Source organism: Scytonema sp. NUACC21 (assembly GCF_054684315.1).
This window is the reverse complement of record NZ_BAAFZH010000106.1, coordinates 132665-151218: the sequence shown is the minus strand read 5'-3', so window position 1 is coordinate 151218 and position 18554 is coordinate 132665. Positions and strand designations below refer to the sequence as shown.

16 protein-coding genes and 2 pseudogenes are annotated in these 18554 nt (G+C 39.9%); 10 read left to right on the top strand and 8 right to left on the bottom strand.

The features are described from left to right. The first annotated feature begins 198 nt into the window (after positions 1-198). Positions 199-633, top strand: a complete 435-nt coding sequence (locus tag ACYRY3_RS38465) for a COG3650 family protein (protein ID WP_460207008.1) — start codon at positions 199-201, stop codon at positions 631-633. A gap of 71 nt (positions 634-704) precedes the next feature. Here the strand turns inward: ACYRY3_RS38465 and ACYRY3_RS38460 are convergent, their stop codons facing one another. After that, the gene (locus ACYRY3_RS38460; protein ID WP_460207007.1) at positions 705-1217 is read right to left on the bottom strand and encodes an SH3 domain-containing protein; all 513 of its coding nucleotides are present in this window, start codon (positions 1215-1217) and stop codon (positions 705-707) included. Between the two features lie 440 nt (positions 1218-1657). On the opposite strand from ACYRY3_RS38460, the gene ACYRY3_RS38455 reads away from it, so the two are divergent. Then, the gene (locus ACYRY3_RS38455; RefSeq protein WP_460207006.1) at positions 1658-1918 is read left to right on the top strand and encodes a hypothetical protein; all 261 of its coding nucleotides are present in this window, start codon (positions 1658-1660) and stop codon (positions 1916-1918) included. Between the two features lie 81 nt (positions 1919-1999). Here the strand turns inward: ACYRY3_RS38455 and ACYRY3_RS38450 are convergent, their stop codons facing one another. After that, positions 2000-2554 (bottom strand): RidA family protein, encoded by a 555-nt coding sequence (locus tag ACYRY3_RS38450; RefSeq protein ID WP_460207005.1) that lies wholly within the window; start codon positions 2552-2554, stop codon positions 2000-2002. A 576-nt stretch (positions 2555-3130) separates the two neighbouring features. On the opposite strand from ACYRY3_RS38450, the gene ACYRY3_RS38445 reads away from it, so the two are divergent. The 3 genes from ACYRY3_RS38445 (at position 3131) to ACYRY3_RS38435 (ending at position 6359) form a co-directional block, all read left to right on the top strand. Next, positions 3131-5446 (top strand): CHASE2 domain-containing protein, encoded by a 2316-nt coding sequence (locus ACYRY3_RS38445; protein WP_460207004.1) that lies wholly within the window; start codon positions 3131-3133, stop codon positions 5444-5446. 61 nt (positions 5447-5507) lie between these two features. After that, positions 5508-5858 (top strand): hypothetical protein, encoded by a 351-nt coding sequence (locus tag ACYRY3_RS38440; protein WP_460207003.1) that lies wholly within the window; start codon positions 5508-5510, stop codon positions 5856-5858. Positions 5859-5960: 102 nt separating this feature from the next. Further along, complete coding sequence (locus ACYRY3_RS38435) at positions 5961-6359, top strand: hypothetical protein (protein WP_460207002.1); 399 nt, start codon at positions 5961-5963, stop codon at positions 6357-6359. Positions 6360-6367: 8 nt separating this feature from the next. Here the strand turns inward: ACYRY3_RS38435 and ACYRY3_RS38430 are convergent, their stop codons facing one another. Then, positions 6368-6820, bottom strand: coding sequence for a CHAT domain-containing protein (locus tag ACYRY3_RS38430; RefSeq protein ID WP_460207001.1), 453 nt, complete (start codon positions 6818-6820; stop codon positions 6368-6370). A 440-nt stretch (positions 6821-7260) separates the two neighbouring features. On the opposite strand from ACYRY3_RS38430, the gene ACYRY3_RS38425 reads away from it, so the two are divergent. Both ACYRY3_RS38425 and ACYRY3_RS38420 read left to right on the top strand, forming a co-directional pair. Then, positions 7261-8793, top strand: coding sequence for a DUF3696 domain-containing protein (locus ACYRY3_RS38425; protein WP_460207000.1), 1533 nt, complete (start codon positions 7261-7263; stop codon positions 8791-8793). A gap of 9 nt (positions 8794-8802) precedes the next feature. Further along, complete coding sequence (locus ACYRY3_RS38420; protein WP_460206999.1) at positions 8803-9693, top strand: hypothetical protein; 891 nt, start codon at positions 8803-8805, stop codon at positions 9691-9693. Between the two features lie 266 nt (positions 9694-9959). Here the strand turns inward: ACYRY3_RS38420 and ACYRY3_RS38415 are convergent. Further along, positions 9960-10298: pseudogene (locus tag ACYRY3_RS38415) on the bottom strand (HlyD family secretion protein); the annotation flags it as partial. Between ACYRY3_RS38415 and ACYRY3_RS38410 the strand changes: the two are divergent. Then, positions 10292-10414: pseudogene (locus ACYRY3_RS38410) on the top strand (AAA-like domain-containing protein); the annotation flags it as partial. The pseudogenes ACYRY3_RS38415 and ACYRY3_RS38410 sit on opposite strands and share 7 nt — an antisense overlap. Positions 10415-10466: 52 nt before the next feature. Continuing rightward, complete coding sequence (locus tag ACYRY3_RS38405) at positions 10467-11126, top strand: polysaccharide deacetylase family protein (protein ID WP_460206997.1); 660 nt, start codon at positions 10467-10469, stop codon at positions 11124-11126. A 118-nt stretch (positions 11127-11244) separates the two neighbouring features. Here ACYRY3_RS38405 and mltA read toward each other — a convergent pair whose 3' ends face one another. The 3 genes from mltA to ACYRY3_RS38390 all read right to left on the bottom strand — a co-directional run bounded on the left by mltA (position 11245) and on the right by ACYRY3_RS38390 (position 14473). Beyond that, a complete protein-coding gene (gene mltA, locus ACYRY3_RS38400) occupies positions 11245-12534 on the bottom strand; it encodes a murein transglycosylase A (RefSeq protein WP_460206996.1) in 1290 nt (429 codons plus the stop codon). A 66-nt stretch (positions 12535-12600) separates the two neighbouring features. Next, positions 12601-12792, bottom strand: coding sequence for a hypothetical protein (locus ACYRY3_RS38395; RefSeq protein ID WP_460206995.1), 192 nt, complete (start codon positions 12790-12792; stop codon positions 12601-12603). A gap of 58 nt (positions 12793-12850) precedes the next feature. Further along, the gene (locus ACYRY3_RS38390; protein WP_460206994.1) at positions 12851-14473 is read right to left on the bottom strand and encodes an AAA-like domain-containing protein; all 1623 of its coding nucleotides are present in this window, start codon (positions 14471-14473) and stop codon (positions 12851-12853) included. Positions 14474-14913: 440 nt separating this feature from the next. On the opposite strand from ACYRY3_RS38390, the gene ACYRY3_RS38385 reads away from it, so the two are divergent. Further along, positions 14914-17691: a CHASE2 domain-containing protein gene (locus ACYRY3_RS38385; protein WP_460206993.1), complete on the top strand. Its 2778-nt coding sequence runs from the start codon at positions 14914-14916 to the stop codon at positions 17689-17691. A gap of 91 nt (positions 17692-17782) precedes the next feature. Here ACYRY3_RS38385 and ACYRY3_RS38380 read toward each other — a convergent pair whose 3' ends face one another. Further along, the gene (locus ACYRY3_RS38380) at positions 17783-18532 is read right to left on the bottom strand and encodes a DUF928 domain-containing protein (protein WP_460206991.1); all 750 of its coding nucleotides are present in this window, start codon (positions 18530-18532) and stop codon (positions 17783-17785) included. Positions 18533-18554: the final 22 nt, after the last annotated feature.

The following is an 18554-nucleotide window of genomic DNA, read 5'->3' as shown; positions in this document are numbered from 1 at the left end:
ATAAGTTAACTCGGGCTGCATACATTAACTATAAGCGGAACTGTTAGCAAGGAACTACGTCTAAGACCTCATTAATGTCACATTCTATTTATTATGCAAGGCACGTTCTGGATATCTTGTTTAATTCTTAGAGCTTGTTTGTTATGAGTAGAATTGTATTCCTATCAAACATCATCATTCACTATGCTGTCTTTATCAATGAAAACTTTTATATCCGGTGTTATTTTGCTTGGGTTAAGCGTTCCTTTCTTAGTGAGCGATCGCAGTGTTGCCAATGATAGTACATTATCCAGCAATAGAAAAACTTCGCTTATTGCACAAACTGCTGGAGCAGAAAGATTTAATGTTGTAGGTACCGAACCGTTTTGGAATGTGACTGTCAGCAGAAGTGGAATTGTCTACTCTTCACCAGAAGTCAAAAGACTGGCATTTCCTTATGTTACACCATTGAGAGCAGCAGGGCGTCCTGACGATTTTGTGAGAGTCTACCAGTTAAAAGGTAAAGGTATCAATACACTCATTATTAAAAAAGATGATCAATGTAGTGATGGTATGTCTGATAAAGTATACCCCTATTCAGCGACTTTTATCTTAGGTAATAAGGTTTTGGAAGGATGCGCTGAGAAGAAATAACACTAACACTCTTTAAAATTTTTGGCAAGCCAAACATCACAAGATGGTTGTGCTGCAAGTTAAAACAGCGCTTAAAAGCAAGTTGGTTCCTTAAGAAACTTTGAGAAGACGTATCCCACTTCCCCTGTAGTCAAGCGTATCTTCGTCCAGTCTCGTTTAGGTTCGATGAAAGCGACTTCAGTGTTATTGGGCAATGTTCTTATTACTGTGCCGTTGGGTTGCTGCCGAATATTTACCTTCTTGTCATTAGGGTCTAACAACAAGTAAACACTACGGTACAAGAGTTTGGTGGATACGTAAGCAGTTTGTCCTTCAAATGACACCGGCATCCAATTTCTTCCTGGTGGAATCGGCGGAGTGTCTGGAAACGTATCTGAGACTTGTGTTCCGTTTGGAACAGCTTTTATTATGGGGCCATTTGGAGACCGACGCAAATTAACTGTTCGATCGTTGAGATCGAATACCCGGTAACCAAAGCACCGCTCTTGTGTCGAAAACCCAGCACTTATCGCTTGCGGAATTATAGTAGTACTAAAGAGCAAAAAGAAACTGAATAATATACCTACTTGCCAAATTCGTCTCATAGCTATAACCTTTTAAATTCCTTAGTTTCCAACTGTTAGGGCAGATGGATGTTCGTTTGATAAAATATGCAAAAATTCTGCCACAACATCTGCCCTTTGGTGAAAACATTCTTTGGCTGTATCTTAGCGTTGGAATATCCTCATGCAAGAGCACGCGATTGATATGTTAATCCCTAAAATGTAACAACGTCATCCTAGGGAATTTACTGAAACTAAACTTCAGGCTGAATCAAGAGCGAGCACCACAAGCAATCGCCCGCTTGGATAGTAGGTTACCCAATTGCCTTACTTGCCTTACTTCGTATTTTGTAAAACTTTAACGCAAAAATGGCGATCGCATCGCAGTGAGACCAAAGTTTTTGACAGAATCGCCAAAAAAATAAAAAAAGCGTATAATAAGATTTTTGCTTTTAAACTCCCTTAACTCCGAAGAAACGATTGTGAAAGAAAGTATTATCAAAATCTCCAAACCAATTCCCAAAGTTCAAACCCAGCCTAGTGATTCTGAACTTGAACCAAGTTTGAGCCAAACTCAGGAAATTAGCTTACCTGAAGAATTAGAAGAACCCGAACCAGAACCCATAGATATTGTGGAACCAGTTTCAATGAGGTTTGCTAGTACAAATTCTAGTGGCTGGAAAGCATCAGACATTTTGCGAGAAATTAGACTAGATAGTTTTGAGATGGGTGGTGGCGATTAATCGCTCATGCTTTTGATTAAAAATGGAGCCAACACTGTACCCGGTACTCCGGGTGAGTGTGGGCAATTCGCCAAAAGCTAGTTAAGTTTCCGGAATTACAGCAGTTGCATCAATTTCAAATAACATCCCGTCAAGTGCTAGTCTGGGCACGGGAATGAGAGTATTTGCTGGAGGTTTTGTTCCCCACATTGCTTGAATTTCAGCCCCCAATAGAGGCAGCTTATCTTCGCTATGATTGACTATAAGCACGGTAGTTTTTGCGACGTGCTCCGGTTCTGCACCGACTGCAGCTAAGGCAATCCGGAGATTTACAAAAGCCTGCTTCATTTGAGCGGCAAAGTCATCCGAGATAAGATTGCCATTCTCATCCGAACCAAATTGACCGGAAATATAAACTGTCTTAGCCCTTGATGGTGCTACGGCTATATGACTATAGCCATTTTTGGTTGCATCATACAACCCTGGTGGATTCAGCAACTTCAGATCGTCTTTGTTTGCTGTGGCAGTAACTTCCTGATTCTGTGAAGCAATCGCAACGGCGGTGGTCAGTCCACTACCTCCAAGCCACACAAGTGTGTGACGTCGTGATAATTTACTTATTACTGACTGCATGACATGGGTAATACGTCGAGTCATTCATCCTCTCCAATTGAGTTATATCTTTGTTCAAGAAAGAAAAGCTAATAGCAATTCAAGCAAATCCCTTTTCAGTATTGCATGGGGGATTTCAAGTGTCTATTAAGACAAATATTTTTGTGAATTTACGACTGCTTGTATGGGGGATAGTTTGCATCTTCATCCACTGACTCCGGTTCCGCCCCTCAGAAGATTAGCTATTTGAACGATCTCTTGTCAGATTTGGGTGATGATTTTAGCAAGCTGTTTAAGGCAGAAGTACATCCTTGCGATGACTACTATGTTCCCCACGCTTAAAAGCGCTTGATTTAACAAGCGTTCGCACTCTGATTATTTGTCTCCATAGATAAATTCAGGGGCTGTCTTACCGTATGGCAGAGCACAGAGGGCTTATTTTTGTATAAAATCTGACAATCCTTTCTTCTGCCGTCTGCCCTCTGCCCTCTGCTTTTGTGAAGGAATTAAATCAAAAAATTCAGTTAAATTGGGGAATATTGGGGTTTTAAGGTCTGGATTTTTATTTGATAAATCTTGGAGTTATCTTGATGATCGTAGCCTGTGACTTAAGGAAAAGCCATGAATACTGTACCCCAATCTAACTACAAATATCAAATAGGAGGGAGCTTGCCTCCAAATGCTCCTACGTATATTGAGAGAGAAGCCGATTCTGAACTCTATAATGCTTTATTGGCTGGTGAATACTGTTATGTCCTCAACTCCCGCCAGATGGGTAAGTCCTCACTCAGAATAAACACGATGTTCAAGCTGCAAGTACAAGGAATGTCCTGTGCTGAAATTGAACTTAGTGGGATTGGCAGTCAACAGATTACACCTCAGCAATGGTATGGCGGTATTATTCAAGAGTTAATCAGTGGTTTTGAACTAAAAGTTAATCGTCGGAACTGGCTGCGCGAACAAAATGACCTGTCACCTATACAGCGGTTGGGAGAGTTTATTGAAACCATTTTACTAAAGCAAATCCATCAAAATATTGTTATCTTTATTGATGAAATTGATAGCGTTCTCAGTCTAAGCTTCCCTACCGATGAATTTTTTGCCTTCATTCGTAACTGTTATGATAAACGGGCTACTAAGCTAGAATATAGAAGGCTCACGTTTGTACTTTTAGGAGTTGCAACGCCTTCAGATTTAATTCAAGATGAATTTGCTACACCTTTCAATATTGGTCGAGCCATTGAATTGAAAGGTTTTCAAGTTCATGAAAGCGCACGGCTAATTGAGGGGTTAACTGATAAAGTAAACAATTCTGAAGCTGTATTGAAAGAAATTCTCTACTGGACTGGCGGACAACCTTTTCTTACGCAAAAATTATGTTGGCTGATTTCTCAAGAATCAGAAATACAAACCCCTGAATCTATTCGCAACTTAGTACACAAGGAAATTATTAACGATTGGGAATCTCACGACCAGCCTGAGCATCTACGCACAATTCACGATCGCATTTTACGAAGTGCTCATTCTCGCAAACGAATGCTGGAACTCTATCTGCAAATTTTGCAACGGGGCAAAATTCCTGCGAAAAACAGTTCTGAGTATTTGGAATTACGTCTATCTGGTTTAGTTAGCCTGCAACAAGGTCACTTGGTTGTTAAAAACCCCATATATCAAGCTGTTTTCAACCGCAATTGGGTTAAGCAACAACTCCAACCTGTTGAAACTCGCGTAAATTGCCCTCCTCTCAAGATTGCCTGTATAGCCAGTCTTTTAGTAACCAGTTTTATTATGGGAATGAGATCGCTTGGGTTTGTGCAAGTCTGGGAACTGCAGGCTTACGATCGATTAATGCAGTTGCGACCAAATGAGGGACAAGATAAACGGCTTTTACTTATTACCATTACAGAAAAAGACGTTCAATCGCAACCTGTCACCGAAAGAGGAGCCGCTTCCCTATCAGAGCGCTCGTTGGCACGACTACTAGCGAAATTAGAGCGCTCGCAACCACGAGCAATTGGTTTGGATATTTATCGCGAGCTTCCTGTAGGAGCAAACAACAAAGACTTAGCAGATAGGATGAAAAACAGCGATCGCTTTTTTGCTATCTGCAAGTATGGAAATCCTGGTGTTGTCCCTCCAAAAGAAGTTTCTAGAAATCATCAAGGATTTAATAACGTCGTAACGGATATTGATGATGTTCTCCGCCGCCACCTTTTAGCAGTGAGTAACGCCTCCCCATGCCAAAGCAGATATGCCTTCAGTTGGCAGTTAGCTACACGTTACTTAATAGATGAGGGAATAGAAAGTGGTTCCACGTCAGACTATCATTTAAGAATTGGTCAAACAGTCTTTAAAACTGTGGAAACAAACACAGGCGCATATCATAATATTAACGCTGCCGGTCATCAAATATTACTTAATTACCGCGCTAGCGAACCCATTGCCCAAAAAGTCACACTTCAACAAGTCCTAAGCGATAAATTTAATCCCGATTTAGCCAAAGACCGTATTGTTCTCATCGGTACAACAGATCCCAGTTTCAACGATCACCGTTGGCGCACACCCTATGGCAGAGGTCAATGGTCTGTACGAAATTTAAGTGGCTTGGAAATTCAAGCACACATGGTGAGCCAAATTCTCAGTAGTGTGTTAGATAATCGACCCTTAATTTGGTGGTTGCCAAAACCACTGGAAATTCTTTGGGTTGGGTTTTGGTCATTAATTGGGGGTTTAGTAGTTTGCTTGTTTAGGTCATCCGCAGTCATTCTACTAGGAGAAGGAATCACATTTAGCATTTTATATGGCAGTTGTTGGGGTGTACTAGTTTTGCAAGGTGCTTGGGTGCCATTGGTTCCTTCGGCTTTTGCTCTGGTGGTGACTGCTAGCAGCTTAGCTATATACAAACAGCGAGTACTTGGAAAATCCGGAATCCTGTGATTGCAGTTTGTAGTTTAATAATGTCTTGTAAGCATGAGACGCACCCATAATATTTCTCAATATGCAACAATTGCTAAGATTGCACTATAAAGGTTTGTTTATCCTGCCTTGGGTAATCTTGAACTGGAGTAGCTTCTCCATGCCCTTACTGGCACAATCACCCAATCAATTAAGCGCAAACAACTCGCTAGGCGCAAAAATTCGCTTTATCCCAGCGCAAAGTAACCCCCCCGATAGAGGAACACCTCCCACAAACGAGGGAACAGGAAGCCGAGGTGATTGCCTTGCTAAAAAAAATAAGCCTCCACATTCCAGCCTTGAGAAAATCTGGATCGAGCTGTTAAGCGCTGAAAATGTTAACTTGTCCGCAATTGTACGAGAACCCATTGTTGGTGGAGTCAGCGAGAATTAGGTTTGAGTTGACGATCGCAATTTGCTGCAAATAAAATTGTCTTGTACTTTTTATCACAATAATTTTATCAGACCCTTTCACAATTAACACCTGTTTACAATCATGTTATTTCAAGACCAGCAAGTTATAAAAGATAAAAAAATCTCCCACTTATCAGCAGTAGGATTCTCTGTTTCTGTTTTTGCCGCTTCTACTATTAGCTTTTTTACAAATACTGCTGTTGTTCAAGCACAGAAGACAAAGACATTGCCTAAAATTGCTACAGTAACGCGCATAACAAATGGTGATATTTCGTGTTACGTCGATTTAGTTGATAGCAAGAGAAAAAAATACCAAGGAATTTATGCATCCTATGACATTTGTGAAAAGGAAAAAACTTTTTTAAACAAGAGAGTGCGTTTATCTTATGGTTCAGACAAAGTGAATGATTGTCAAAGTGCTGAACCCTGTGGCAAAAGCCGGACAGTCACCTTAGTCAAGAGCATGCAGGTTCTTCGTTGAGTTGAAGTTTAAAACCAATTCCCCACCAAAATAAAAGATGGCCAATGATAAGGACGGTTATAGTCTGTGCTGGGAAACTCCGTTAGGAAAGCACGCTGAACATTTCGTAATGCTTCTGCTTTCGTAATTCGGGGATTATTCAGTTCTTGATAGAACTTAATCATAAATTGGGCAGTTGAGGCATCATTGACTTGCCACAAGCTCGCTAATGTACTGTCAGAAGCGTTAACAGTTATATTTCCTCCCCGCCCTTGACCTGCATTACTCGCTGATATCCTTCCATCTGGTCGGATAATCAGTTGCTTTGTGTTAATCGTTAATTCTCCTGGTATGTCTCCTGCCTTCCTGTTGTCAGTGGACAAGGAACTGGGAAATCGACGATTATCCCCTGGATTATCTGCTGTTGTGCCGCTCAGTTCTACTAGTTCCTCAACTGCTGACAATTCAAAGGAGGTAACCAAGCTGCTTGAGGTGTCATCATAGCAGGTTCAATCGTCAAAATCACTGTACCAGTTTCACTCATAACCCAGCCTTGAGCTTCAATAATGTTTTTAGAATGCGGTTCTTCTCGATTTGGTTAATTATTTCTTGCACTTTCTGTTTTTTTAGATACAACTTGTTCCTATACCATGCGCCAATTTTTCCAAGTTGCATCGGGATTGAGAATTTCATAGGGAGAGGGAGGCAAATCTCTAAGACCCGTTATTGCAGTAGATTCACTTTCTTGATTAGCTGGTGTTTATTGCAGTTGCATTGCATTGTTAGTCTGCTTCAGCTACCATTATAAAAACACTAAACAAGAAATGGGTAAATCTAGAGCTTATTTAGAGTTAACCGAAGAATATTCAATTTGCGTGATTATACTTAATTGCGTAGCCAAGAAAATTGAAGGCAAAATATTATGTTAGAAACTATTTCTTTAGAAAATTTCAAGGGTTTTAACAATCTGAAAAATTTGAAGATAAAACCAATTACTATTCTATGTGGAACTAATAGTTGTGGTAAAAGTTCAATTCTGCAAAGCATTCTTTTGCTAAAACAAACTCTTGAAAGCCAAAACCCGAATCAAATTCTTTTACTTAATGGAAGATTAGTGCATCTGGGTTCATTTGAGAATATCATTTTTGAGAAAAGTTCAGGCAATAAATTGGTTTTTGAACTTAATTTCCAGCTAAGTAAAGAAGATTTAATAGGGAGAGCTAAAGCAAATGCTATACCATTAGAATTGTTAATTAGAGATTTTTTTCCACAAAGAGAATTGCTTCAAAACCAAGATGTTTTAATTCATGCTAAATTTGTATTGAAAGCACCTAATGCAAGAAGTAAACGTACAAGTCATCTTAAAACAATAATTGTAGAGCAATTTCAGTTTGAAATAGAGGCAATAGGTTCAAATAAACAAAAAAAACCAGGGGCTTGCATTGATATAAAACTGTCTGATAATGATTTATATACAATCAATTGGAAAAATTTAAGAAATAGAATTAATCGCGAGCAATCGAGTCATACAGGTGAAATACTATCTGCAAAAATTAAGTTTACAAGTTTATTTTCTATACGTCCTATTGTGATGAAAAATGATTCTGCAAAGAATGCGGATATTCTAGATACAGAGGTTTTATTTACTATTTTTAGAATCAACAATTTACTCCAAGCTATTTTTTCCTCATACAGTTATTTGGGTCCTTTGCGAGAGGAACCCTCTAGGAGATACATATATGAAGATGAGATTACAGAAATTGGTGTCAAAGGGGAAAACGCAGCCTATATCTATTTAACCGAACGAGATAAGATGGTTTCAAATCACTACTTTTACGATAAGAAAACTAATTCTTTTAAGCAAAAAAAAGAATTAACTTTGTCTGACGCTGTTCAAGAGTGGTTAGATTTAATGAATATAAGGGGATTCAAATCTGAGATTAAAAATGAAATTGTTTATTTAGAGCTTAATTCAAGCTCTGCTTCTAAAACTCGCGTCAGCATTGCCGATGTTGGCTTTGGTGTAAGCCAAATATTTCCAATTCTTTTAGAAGGACTAAGGATGCAACATCGAAATACTCTTTTGCTCGAACAACCAGAAATTCATTTGCATCCTAATCTTCAAATGCAGTTAGCTGATTATTTTATTGCATTGGCTAAATCTGGTAAGAGAGTGATGGTTGAAACTCATAGCGATCATATTATAAATAGATTAGTTAGAAGAATTGTAGAAGATGAAACAGGTATATTAAAAAATTTTATTGCCATCTATTTTATTAGTGCAACTGATTCTGGGTCTAATTTTGAAGAAATCTGTATAGATGAAAACTTTGGGGTTACCAATTGGCCAGCAGACTTTTTCGATCAAGCTGCATTGGAGCAGGAAAATATTTTGAGAGCAGGGCTAAGAAAGCGACAAACTTCTAGAATTAATAACAGTAAAATTGAACAATAGAAAGAAGCTATGAAAACTGTTTTAGAGCCAGGAAACTTGTTTATATCTGTACAAGATTGGGAAGATTCAGAGAAGAGAGATATTTTTTTACAACATTTACTGGATAACCTAGAGAACATTAATGATTATAAAATTACAAAAGTATATTGGACGGATGAGCTAGAAAAACTACTTTGGGATTCTCCACAATCACCGCCTTGGCGGCTAGATAGAGATTGGAATTTGCCAATTGTACAAGTCATATATAGAGCTTTTAGTAAAGCCAAAGAATACGTTCAAAACTCTAAAAATTTAACTTCTTGTCTAGTTGAGCCTCCTATAGACTGTAGTAAGCTTGGAGATTTAACATTACTTGCTTTCTTAGAGTTAATGCATATAGTAATTGATAGAAATGAAAATGTGTATTTGTGCTTGAGTTCCAGTCGTCAGGCAGAAAATTATCTGTTTTCATGCAACTGTCATTCTTTTAAACTAAATCCTTCCCTTATAGCAAAACCAAGAGAATGGCTTGAACGTATTAACATAGCATCAGATTATTGGCCTAACAGTTTAGATGAAATTGAAAAATTTAAAACCGCATTAAACATCGTCTTTAAGAAATTAAATAAAAAACCTATTTTTGAATATGAGTTTTCCAATACATTCTTAAAAGATATTATAAAAACTCAATTTTTTAGAGAGGATATCATTGAATATACTGCAAGAAGGTTAACTTTGACCAAGCAAGAGGCAGCTAGAGATTCATTTCTACAGGATGAGTATTTGGCACAAAAAAAAGAATACCGTTTCAGGATTACTCAACGACCGTCTTCAACAAGAATTCACTATAAGTACGTTAACAAAAAGCTCATCAGATTTCTAAGATATTACGGTGAAGGTGAACATGATGATGGACTGTAGAACCTACTCCAAGAAATTCCACGTTATTTGGGAGAAAGCGCTTTCCAAGTTTGGAAAAATTTGAGTGTTAGAAAAAATTTATACAATCCCTGAGACTCTACTTATACCTATTTTCTTTATTAATATATTGCATGAGGCTTCATAGGGTAATTTTAGTTGCACAAGATACCTTGATTAGGAAGGTAATGAGTATCTCGGCGTGAATTAATATTATTGAGGGAAGTTAATTGGAAAGCGATCGCGTGGTGCTTTTAGCTAATATTTCCTTAAAAATCAGCAATTAATTTTGCTTTTCTCAGAAAGAATTTTAGTACAGTTTCTTCCCTGGAGATAATATCTGCTCTGCCTTGCATCCCTAAAGTTATGAAACATTGGCTTTTGCCTTGAGCTAACACCAGATTTTCTGGTTCTATACTCACCTCATAGAAAGTACCACCTGTCACCATCTTACTAGCTGTAGTGCTACTATTAGGGTTAGCACCTTGGGCTTAAGGTGAGATAGCATCTGGAGAAATGGCTGTGACTTTACCTTTAAGAGTTCCGTAATCTGGATGGGGACACGCAGATATTCGCAGGTGAACTTGTTGACCAACTTTGACTTTGGCAAAAGCTGCGATTGGCTATTCTGCATTCAACTGATGTTTATATTCAACTCAATATTAATCAATCCCCATTTAATGTAGGTTTGCCAATTGAGTTGTCTGACTTTAGTCAGGAGCAACAGATCTGACATCAATAACGTCTAACATCTAAGTTCACTCCTCACACTCAATATGCACCTTGCTCCGCTATTTCCAATTTTCTACCGCGTTCTCAAACCAACTTTCCCTAACTGCCTTTGGTGCGGTGATGCCAATTCCAAATTTATTGCCCTAACATTTGATGATGGTCCCCATCCCGAATACACACCCGAGCTCTTGAAAGTTTTGGATCGTTACAATATCACCGCCAATTTCTTTTGGTTGGGTGCTTGTGTCAATCGTTCGCCCAGAATAGCAAAAGAGTTGTTTGAGCGCGGACACTGGATTGGATTGCATGGCTACGATCATCGAAATTTTCCCATGCTATCTCCAACTGAACTTAAGCAAAGTTTAGAAAAAACCCAAGCAGCCATTTATGATACTTGTCAGCTAGAACCCGAACAAGTTCGCGATGTCCGTCCGCCCAATGGGTTATTTACACCTACAACATTAAATTTATTACACCAGTGGAATTACCGCCCAGTTATGTGGAGTGTTGTTCCAGAAGACTGGGTTCGACCTGGAGTTAGTATCGTATCCAAGAGAGTGTTAGAACAGGTCTGTAACGGCTCGATTATTGTGTTGCATGATGGTGCTTGTGGTGGGCAGGATGTTGCGGAAACAACAGAGTTTTTAATACCTAAACTTATAGAACAAGGATATCAATTTGTAACAATAAATACATTTTGGTAAGCGTTATCTACATAGGGGCGCAATGCATTGCACCCGTACAGTGGTTGGTGGTTATGAGCTAGAAGGAATATTTTTCACCACTATCCGCAATCCAATAACCACTAACAATCCTCAAAATCTATTTCAGCAGTAAATAGTACAACTGACCATCACTTACTGTAACACCAGCACGCTCGCCAGCCACTTGACCGGCACCCAAAAAGTAATCGACTCTGCCCGCGCCTTTAATTGCACCTCCTGTATCTTGATCTAGAACATAGCGACTCACGATACGGTGCTCCATCTTCCCAGTCGCTTTGTTGACAAAGGGAAAAGGGGCACGGATCAACGCTAAAGCACCGGGAGGCATGAGGGATTTATCTGTTGCTATTGAACGTTCAGCTGTCAGTGCTACACTAATAGAACCTCGTGCTGGAGCACCGTGGTTTTCTTGGAAAAACACAAAGCTGCGATCGCGGGGGATGTATACATCTAACTCGTGTGGATATTTCTGGAAATATTCTAGAATCACTGGCATAGTCATACCTTCAAGAGGAAGCTTGCCATCGTCTGCAAGCGCTCGCCCGATACTTTTATAGTTATAGGCAGTATTGCCAGCATATCCTATAGTGGTTTGACTGCCATCGGGAAACTGAAGTCGAGCCGAACCTTGAATTTGTGCTAAATATGGTTCTAAGCGATCGCGAAACCAAAATAGCTCTAATCCCCGCAATCGACCTTTTGACGCTTGCAGTCCATCAGCACCTTCTAATTCCAAACGTGTAGGATGGGGTTTCTGCCAAGATTTTAAATCTACAGGTAAGCGATAAACAGGATAGCGATACTCCGGTGTAGGAAGGCGACTAGCTGTATAAATTGGTTCATAGTAAGCAGTAAACAAAACTGAACCTTCGCCGTCTTTACCTACTGATTGATAGAAGGTAAATTCTTGAGCGATCGCTTTATTGAGTTCTACCGCAGAATGAGACTTAAGCACCAGTTCGCGGAATCTTCGCAAACTTTTTATCACACGTTCTTGTGTAATTCCTTCAACCTTATATTGCTGGTAAGCCCCGCCAGCATCACTAGAGGACAAATATTGCAAGCTTCTGTCTATAGCTGTTACCAGCGCTTTTTTATCTGGTGCTTGGCTGTTTTCGCCCCATAATTGCTTGTCCAGACAAGAAACATCACCCTCGCAACAGAGAAAAGGTGACTTTTGAATGGGTACGAGGGGCGTGACTGGCTTTTGATTGGTAACATCCTGAGGTTGATTTTGAGGGGATACAGGTAGTTCCCACTTCGTCACCCTACATTCCGGTGGGCTCAATTGGTTCTGTGCCACTTGTTGCATCGGCAAGAGTACGATTAAAGGAGCGATGGGAAAGCCAATACTAATGGCAGCAAGTGTTTTTTGCTTGCGGAACATAGGGTTGAAATATCCAAGGAACTGTAAGGTGTGTTGTATTTTAACCACTCACTCTTGCAATTGTCATTATAAAAATCTATCAATAATGATAATTGCCAACCCACCCAAGACATGGAGTACGGCAAAAATAACCACGATCCGTCCCTTTGTTGTTTTAAGATTAAGTTCCAGGTTGGCAATTCTTAAACTGCCAGCAACCCAAGCAACTACCCCTATAATTAAAATTATTAATCCAACCAACGTCCGAGTACTCAGCATCCGATGAAAACCCCCCTTGACATACTAGAGTCGATGCCTAGGATTGTAATGCTTTCAATCATGTGTGAGAGCTTAGCGTTGAATATTTTTTCATTTTAGGAGAGAATTTTACTATATCTTGATTTTGAGCATCTGAGGCTGCTGAAATTTTTACTAAGATTTGAATTTCGTGAGTAGTTGCTTGTTTCCGGCTCTTAACAGCTTTTTGATATTGAAAAAAGATGATCCCTCCCAAGACCAATGTTTTCACGAAAGCAAGACTCAGAGTCACAATCAGGAGACGTTGTGCTGCAGCAGTCTTCAACTCTAGTGCTAATCTTCTTTTCTCCTCTGCCAGTCGGGCTTCAACTTCCTGAAGTCTTTGAGCTTCTAGCGCCTGTTGCATTTCTCGCCTATCTAATCTACTAGAAGCGGCTAAAAATTGATAATCCAAGTCACTTAAGCTTTTGCCATGAGACCAAATTTGAGCATCAAGTAATGCTTGTCCGCGCAAAAGCCGGGAAGAATCTGTTTGCTTTGAGGCAATCCAAGCTTCAATTGCTTGGGAATAGGGGCGCAGGGACATTAATTGTTTTTCTACCCATTCCTGGTTAAAAACTTCTTGATAAATCCGGTTTTTTACCAGGAGATTGCCTTGTTGTCTGACAACCAAACCTGACAGCTGGAGTTCGATTTGCTCTCGACTGTCGTCTGTTGATATTCTCACGCCCTGTAAGATTTGTTGATATATACCAAGCAGCCGTCCCGAGCGTTGCGAGTTGCAGAGGATGCGATCGCGAATTGTCCTTAAATGTTCTGGATCATCTTGGGATTCCCATTGCTTGATGATGCGTTCTCGGACAACCCTCTCTACCCAAAATGCTTCTGTGCCAGGAAACATAGACATACCTGTTGTTTTTGCATCCTGAATAAAATCTACCATCAATTGACACAACTTTTGGCTAAGAAAAGGCTGCCCACCAGTCCAATCCAATATTTCTTTTAACATTTTTTGAGAATTAACGTTTAGGGCTGCAAGTCCTCGTCCTAAGGATTTTACTTCCTCGATTTGAAACCCATCAATCTCTATTGCTTTTCCAATATTAAACGGTGTGCAATTTTTATCTTGGATTAAATCTGATGGTGTTGCCACTCCAAAAATTCCAAAAGTAATGCGATTGTATTCAGGATTTGTAGCACGTTGATTGTAGCAGTAACGAATTAAGGCAAAAAAATCATCGACTGAAAAATCAAGACTGAGAATACTATCAATTTCATCTATAAATATAAAAAGTTTTTCCGTGGGAAATTCGACTAATAGAACATCTGATATAAAGCGGCTCAATTTTTGCGGTAGGGAAATATCTTCTTGTTCGCTCCACCAGGACTTGAGCTTGATTTTTTTATATAGATTGAACCCCGAACATAACTCAGCCACAACACCCTTGTACCACTGCAATGGAGTTGTGTTTTCACTACCGATATTGGTCATGTCCACGGTAGCGCATTTAAAGCCTTCTTGCTGCAGGCGCTTGCGGGTTTTTACCATTAGAGACGACTTGCCCATTTGCCGGGAGTTAAGCACATAGCAAAACTCTCCCTGCTTTAGGGCTTTGTACAGTTCTGCGTCTGCTTTTCGTTCTACATAACTCAGTGCATCAGTAGCAAGGCTACCACCAATTTGGTATTGGTAGAGGGTCATCGGTTTAATGTGAAGTTATCTTATATAATACTGTTTCTAGGCGTCAATCATAATCCTATAGCTGGTTCTTTTCTCATAGTCTTAAGATTATGAAGTTGCGGTGTTGGTGAAACAGCTAACTAGCTATTTCCTTAAATATTTCTTAAATACTCAAATCATTTCCCTTTAAGACATTTATTACTATTACTACTTATAATAACATTTTTTTTGGTATGTGTTATTTTTCTTCCTACTTTTTCCTGCTTTTCTTACAAATCAACCTATTACTAAAGACACAGTATAGATAGTATAATGATACGAATGCAAACGATATGACTGGATATGGGCAGAGCTTTAGCACTTTCCAAGATAGCATTCACTCTTTAATATGGAACAGCAGCGATGGGAACTAGTTGGCTTTGGGGTAAAACAATGGAAAGTTTATATTCAGAAGTTGCATAATGAGCTTCTATACATATCAAGTTGGTGGTAGTCTGAGGAGCGATGCTCCAAGCTATGTGGAGCGGCAGGCTGATGGGGAACTCTACGAAGCACTCAGGAAGGGCGAATTTTGCTATGTCCTCAACACTAGGCAAATGGGCAAGTCCTCCTTACTGGTGAGAACTAAGCATCGTTTGCAGGAGCAGGGATTTAAATGCGCGAGTATTGACATGACCAATATTGGCAGTGAAACTGTAACTCCTTCTCAGTGGTACAAGGGAGTAGTCGCTGATTTATGGTCTAGTTTCAAACTGTCAAGAAAAGTTAACTTAAAAACTTGGTGGCAAGAACAGGAGGATATTTCGCTACTGCAAAAACTAAGTCGTTTTATTTCTGATGTATTGCTGGTCGAATTACCTAATGAAAAGCTTGTTATCTTTATCGATGAAATTGATAGTATTCTCAGTCTTAACTTTCCAGTAGATGACTTTTTTGCCCTAATTCGATTTTGCTACAATCAGCGAGCTATTGACCAAGAATACAATCGCATTACATTTGCTATCTTTGGAGTGGCAACACCGTCAGATTTAATTAGAGATAAGAAGCGCACTCCTTTTAATCTTGGGAAAGCAATAGAATTGCAAGACCTTACCGTAGATAAAATACAGCCTCTGGCAGAAGGATTATTTATAGAAACGCATCAAGGGGCTTCTGTACAAGGTAATGTACAAACCATTCTGAAAGAAATCGTAGCTTGGACAGGAGGGCAACCCTTTCTCACGCAAAAATTGTGCCATTTAATACAGAGTTCGAGCCAAAAAGTTGCCAGTGGTGGTTGTAGGATTCCCGTGGGTGCAGAGGCATTTTGGGTGGAAAGTATTGTCATGTCCAATATTATAGACGCATGGGAATCGCAGGATGAGCCGCAGCACTTGAGGACAATCCGCGATCGCCTTTTAGCGGATGAGAAAATAGCAGGATGCTTATTGGGCATTTATCAGCAAATATTATTAGGAGAGGATGTACCAACCGAAGACAGCCGAGAACATATGGAACTTTTACTGTCAGGTTTGGTTGTCCGCAAGCAGGGAAAACTCAGGGTGAAAAATCGCATCTATGAAGCAATCTTTAACAGGGAATGGGTTGCTAAACAATTAGAGAATATGCGTCCTTATGCACAAAACCTTAAATTATGGATTGCCTCCGGACAGCAAGATGAGTCACATCTCCTTAGAGGTACAGCATTACAGGAAGCACTGGCTTGGTCAGAAGATAAAAAGCTCAGCGATACGGATTATCGTTTTTTGGCAGCAAGTCAAGAACTTGTAAAACGGGAATTGGAAAGAGCCCTAGCGTTAGAAAAACAGGAAAGACAAATTGAGCGAGAGAAAGCACAATTTGCTCTGCAAGCAGCCAAACAAGCCTACCAGATTTTGGCTAATGCACGAAGAGCTACTAAAAAGTACGTGCAAAAGTTGCATTTGGGTAAAGCTTGGATTGCGAGGATTGCGCTTAGCGTTGCCAGTGTAGTGATTCTTTTGCGTTTGACTGGGCTGCTTCAAGGAATGGAATGGGCAACATTAGACAGCTTTTTTCAAGCACGACCCCCAGCAAAAATTGATCCCCGTATTGTTATTATCGCGATCGATGAACCAGATATTCAGAACATCGGTCAGTACCCGATGCCCGATAAGGTGTTAGTTCAGGCACTTCAAATTTTAAAAAGCTACAAACCCAGAGCCATTGGGCTAGATTTATATCGAGATTTGCCCGTGGAACCCGGTCATCAGGAGTTAGTGGAACTGTATAAAACAACTCCAAATTTAATTGGTATTGAGAAGGTCGTAGGTCGTAAAGTTGCACCACCGCCTGTCTTGAGTAAATTAAATCAGACGGGATTTGCCGATCAAGTTTTGGATGGAGATGGTAAGGTTCGTCGTGCCTTGCTTTCAATTCGCTCTCGAAAAGTTGGATTGCGCCTTAATCTGGGTTTGCGACTCGCATTGCGTTACCTGGAATTTGAAGGTGTCACACCTATTCGTCTTCCCAACACGCCCAATCACATACAGCTAGGGAAAACAATCCTAACTCCCTTTCAAGCAAATGACGGTGGCTATGTCCGGAGTGATGCAGGCGGCTATCAAATCTTACTGAATTTTCACGGTAATAAACAACACTTTGAGAGTTTCTCCATAACAGATTTGTTAGCCAATAGAGTTCCCAAAGATCGCGTGTACAATCGTGTTGTCCTGATTGGTTCTGTTGCTGAAAGTACGAATGATATGTTTCAAACACCCTACAGTAATAAGGTGTTTGGTCCGCCAGAACATATGGCAGGAGTCACTTTACACGCAAATATTACCAGTCAAATTTTGAGTGCTGCTTTGGATGGACAACCCATGCTAGAGGTATGGTCTGAACCTATCGAGTGGCTTTGGATTTGTTTGTGGTCTGGGGTAGGAGCAACCCTCAGTTGGCAGGTCAAAGACTTGAGGACTACAATACTCCTCCTTATTATTGCAGTTACTGGACTGATGGGAATCAGTTTCCTCACTTTTTTAAATAGTTTGTGGATTCCTGTTGTTCCTGCCATAATTGGAGTTGTCGTTGCAGCCTTTACCGTACCAATTTTTGCCAGCAAGTATTTAGAAAAAATACAACTAAGTGAGACTGTAAAGTTGTTAATTGCTATTAGTAGAGAAGAACCAGCCGCAGGACAAATTGCTATTGAATATCTCAAGCAAACCGAGAGTAAAGAGAACCAAGCTTTGATTGAGAAAATTATTCGTAGTTCATAAAATGTTTAATAATTAATAGCTAATAGCTAATTGCATAAACCATTAGCTATTAGCTAGCATTATTCTTGCATTCCTAGGTAGAGAAGTCTGATTATTTCAAAGGTAAAGAAACGCTGTCATACAGACCCACTGACTTTAAAACATTTTCCCAGAAAGCAGTCAACTTAGTATCGCTAGGACGTGTTTGTTTTGCTTGAATTATTGACTTGAGCATATCATACCAATATCCCCGGTTAGCATACCAAACCACCAGATCGGGAGCCGATTGTTGTCCCAGTTCTTTCTCCATCTCAGGCGATCGCGCTACCCGTTGTACCCAACCTTTAAAGACTGGGTCGTCAGGTTGCACGGTTTTTCCACAAACCACTGCTAAAGACCACTGGTAATTTATACCTATTTTTAAAGGTGGTTTTGTATCGGGTAAACTGAAGCCAACGATCCCTGCTTGAGCAGTGATGGGTAAAAACGCCCTTTCGTAAGATTTCCCGGCTTCATCTTGGAATGTCAGTACAACTTGCCGTGCAGATGTTCTGGGTAAATTTATATAAATGGATGGGCGTTCCTCTAGTGTCAAGGCATAGTTGCGCTTTGGCATCAGAGGTCGAATGGGTTGTTCATTTTTAGAACACCTCATTCCATCACGAGAACCAGCACCGGAAGTATCTTTTGGTTCTCCATCACCTGGTGGTTCAAAACTCTCCTGAAAAATAAGGTCTTTTTGTACACTAGTGGTCCTAGATTCTAATTTTGGCTGAGCCAAGGCAGTATAACTGAAGCCCAGCAGAATATAACTGGATAAGCCTAGAGGTACAAATCCTAACAGTATGTATTTTTTAATCATTAGGCAAGGAGGAATATGGCGG

Bases quoted from the DNA above. Each gene is read 5' to 3' on its own strand.
- ACYRY3_RS38460 (WP_460207007.1), bottom strand. From the start codon at position 1,217: ATGAGACGAATTTGGCAAGTAGGTATATTATTCAGTTTCTTTTTGCTC.
- ACYRY3_RS38390 (WP_460206994.1), bottom strand. From the start codon at position 14,473: ATGACCCTCTACCAATACCAAATTGGTGGTAGCCTTGCTACTGATGCA.
- ACYRY3_RS38435 (WP_460207002.1), top strand. From the start codon at position 5,961: ATGTTATTTCAAGACCAGCAAGTTATAAAAGATAAAAAAATCTCCCAC.
- ACYRY3_RS38385 (WP_460206993.1), top strand. From the start codon at position 14,914: ATGAGCTTCTATACATATCAAGTTGGTGGTAGTCTGAGGAGCGATGCT.
- ACYRY3_RS38425 (WP_460207000.1), top strand. From the start codon at position 7,261: ATGTTAGAAACTATTTCTTTAGAAAATTTCAAGGGTTTTAACAATCTG.
- ACYRY3_RS38445 (WP_460207004.1), top strand. From the start codon at position 3,131: ATGAATACTGTACCCCAATCTAACTACAAATATCAAATAGGAGGGAGC.
- ACYRY3_RS38450 (WP_460207005.1), bottom strand. From the start codon at position 2,554: ATGACTCGACGTATTACCCATGTCATGCAGTCAGTAATAAGTAAATTA.
- mltA (WP_460206996.1), bottom strand. From the start codon at position 12,534: ATGTTCCGCAAGCAAAAAACACTTGCTGCCATTAGTATTGGCTTTCCC.
- ACYRY3_RS38420 (WP_460206999.1), top strand. From the start codon at position 8,803: ATGAAAACTGTTTTAGAGCCAGGAAACTTGTTTATATCTGTACAAGAT.
- ACYRY3_RS38405 (WP_460206997.1), top strand. From the start codon at position 10,467: ATGCACCTTGCTCCGCTATTTCCAATTTTCTACCGCGTTCTCAAACCA.
- ACYRY3_RS38440 (WP_460207003.1), top strand. From the start codon at position 5,508: ATGCAACAATTGCTAAGATTGCACTATAAAGGTTTGTTTATCCTGCCT.
- ACYRY3_RS38380 (WP_460206991.1), bottom strand. From the start codon at position 18,532: ATGATTAAAAAATACATACTGTTAGGATTTGTACCTCTAGGCTTATCC.
- ACYRY3_RS38465 (WP_460207008.1), top strand. From the start codon at position 199: ATGAAAACTTTTATATCCGGTGTTATTTTGCTTGGGTTAAGCGTTCCT.
- ACYRY3_RS38395 (WP_460206995.1), bottom strand. From the start codon at position 12,792: ATGCTGAGTACTCGGACGTTGGTTGGATTAATAATTTTAATTATAGGG.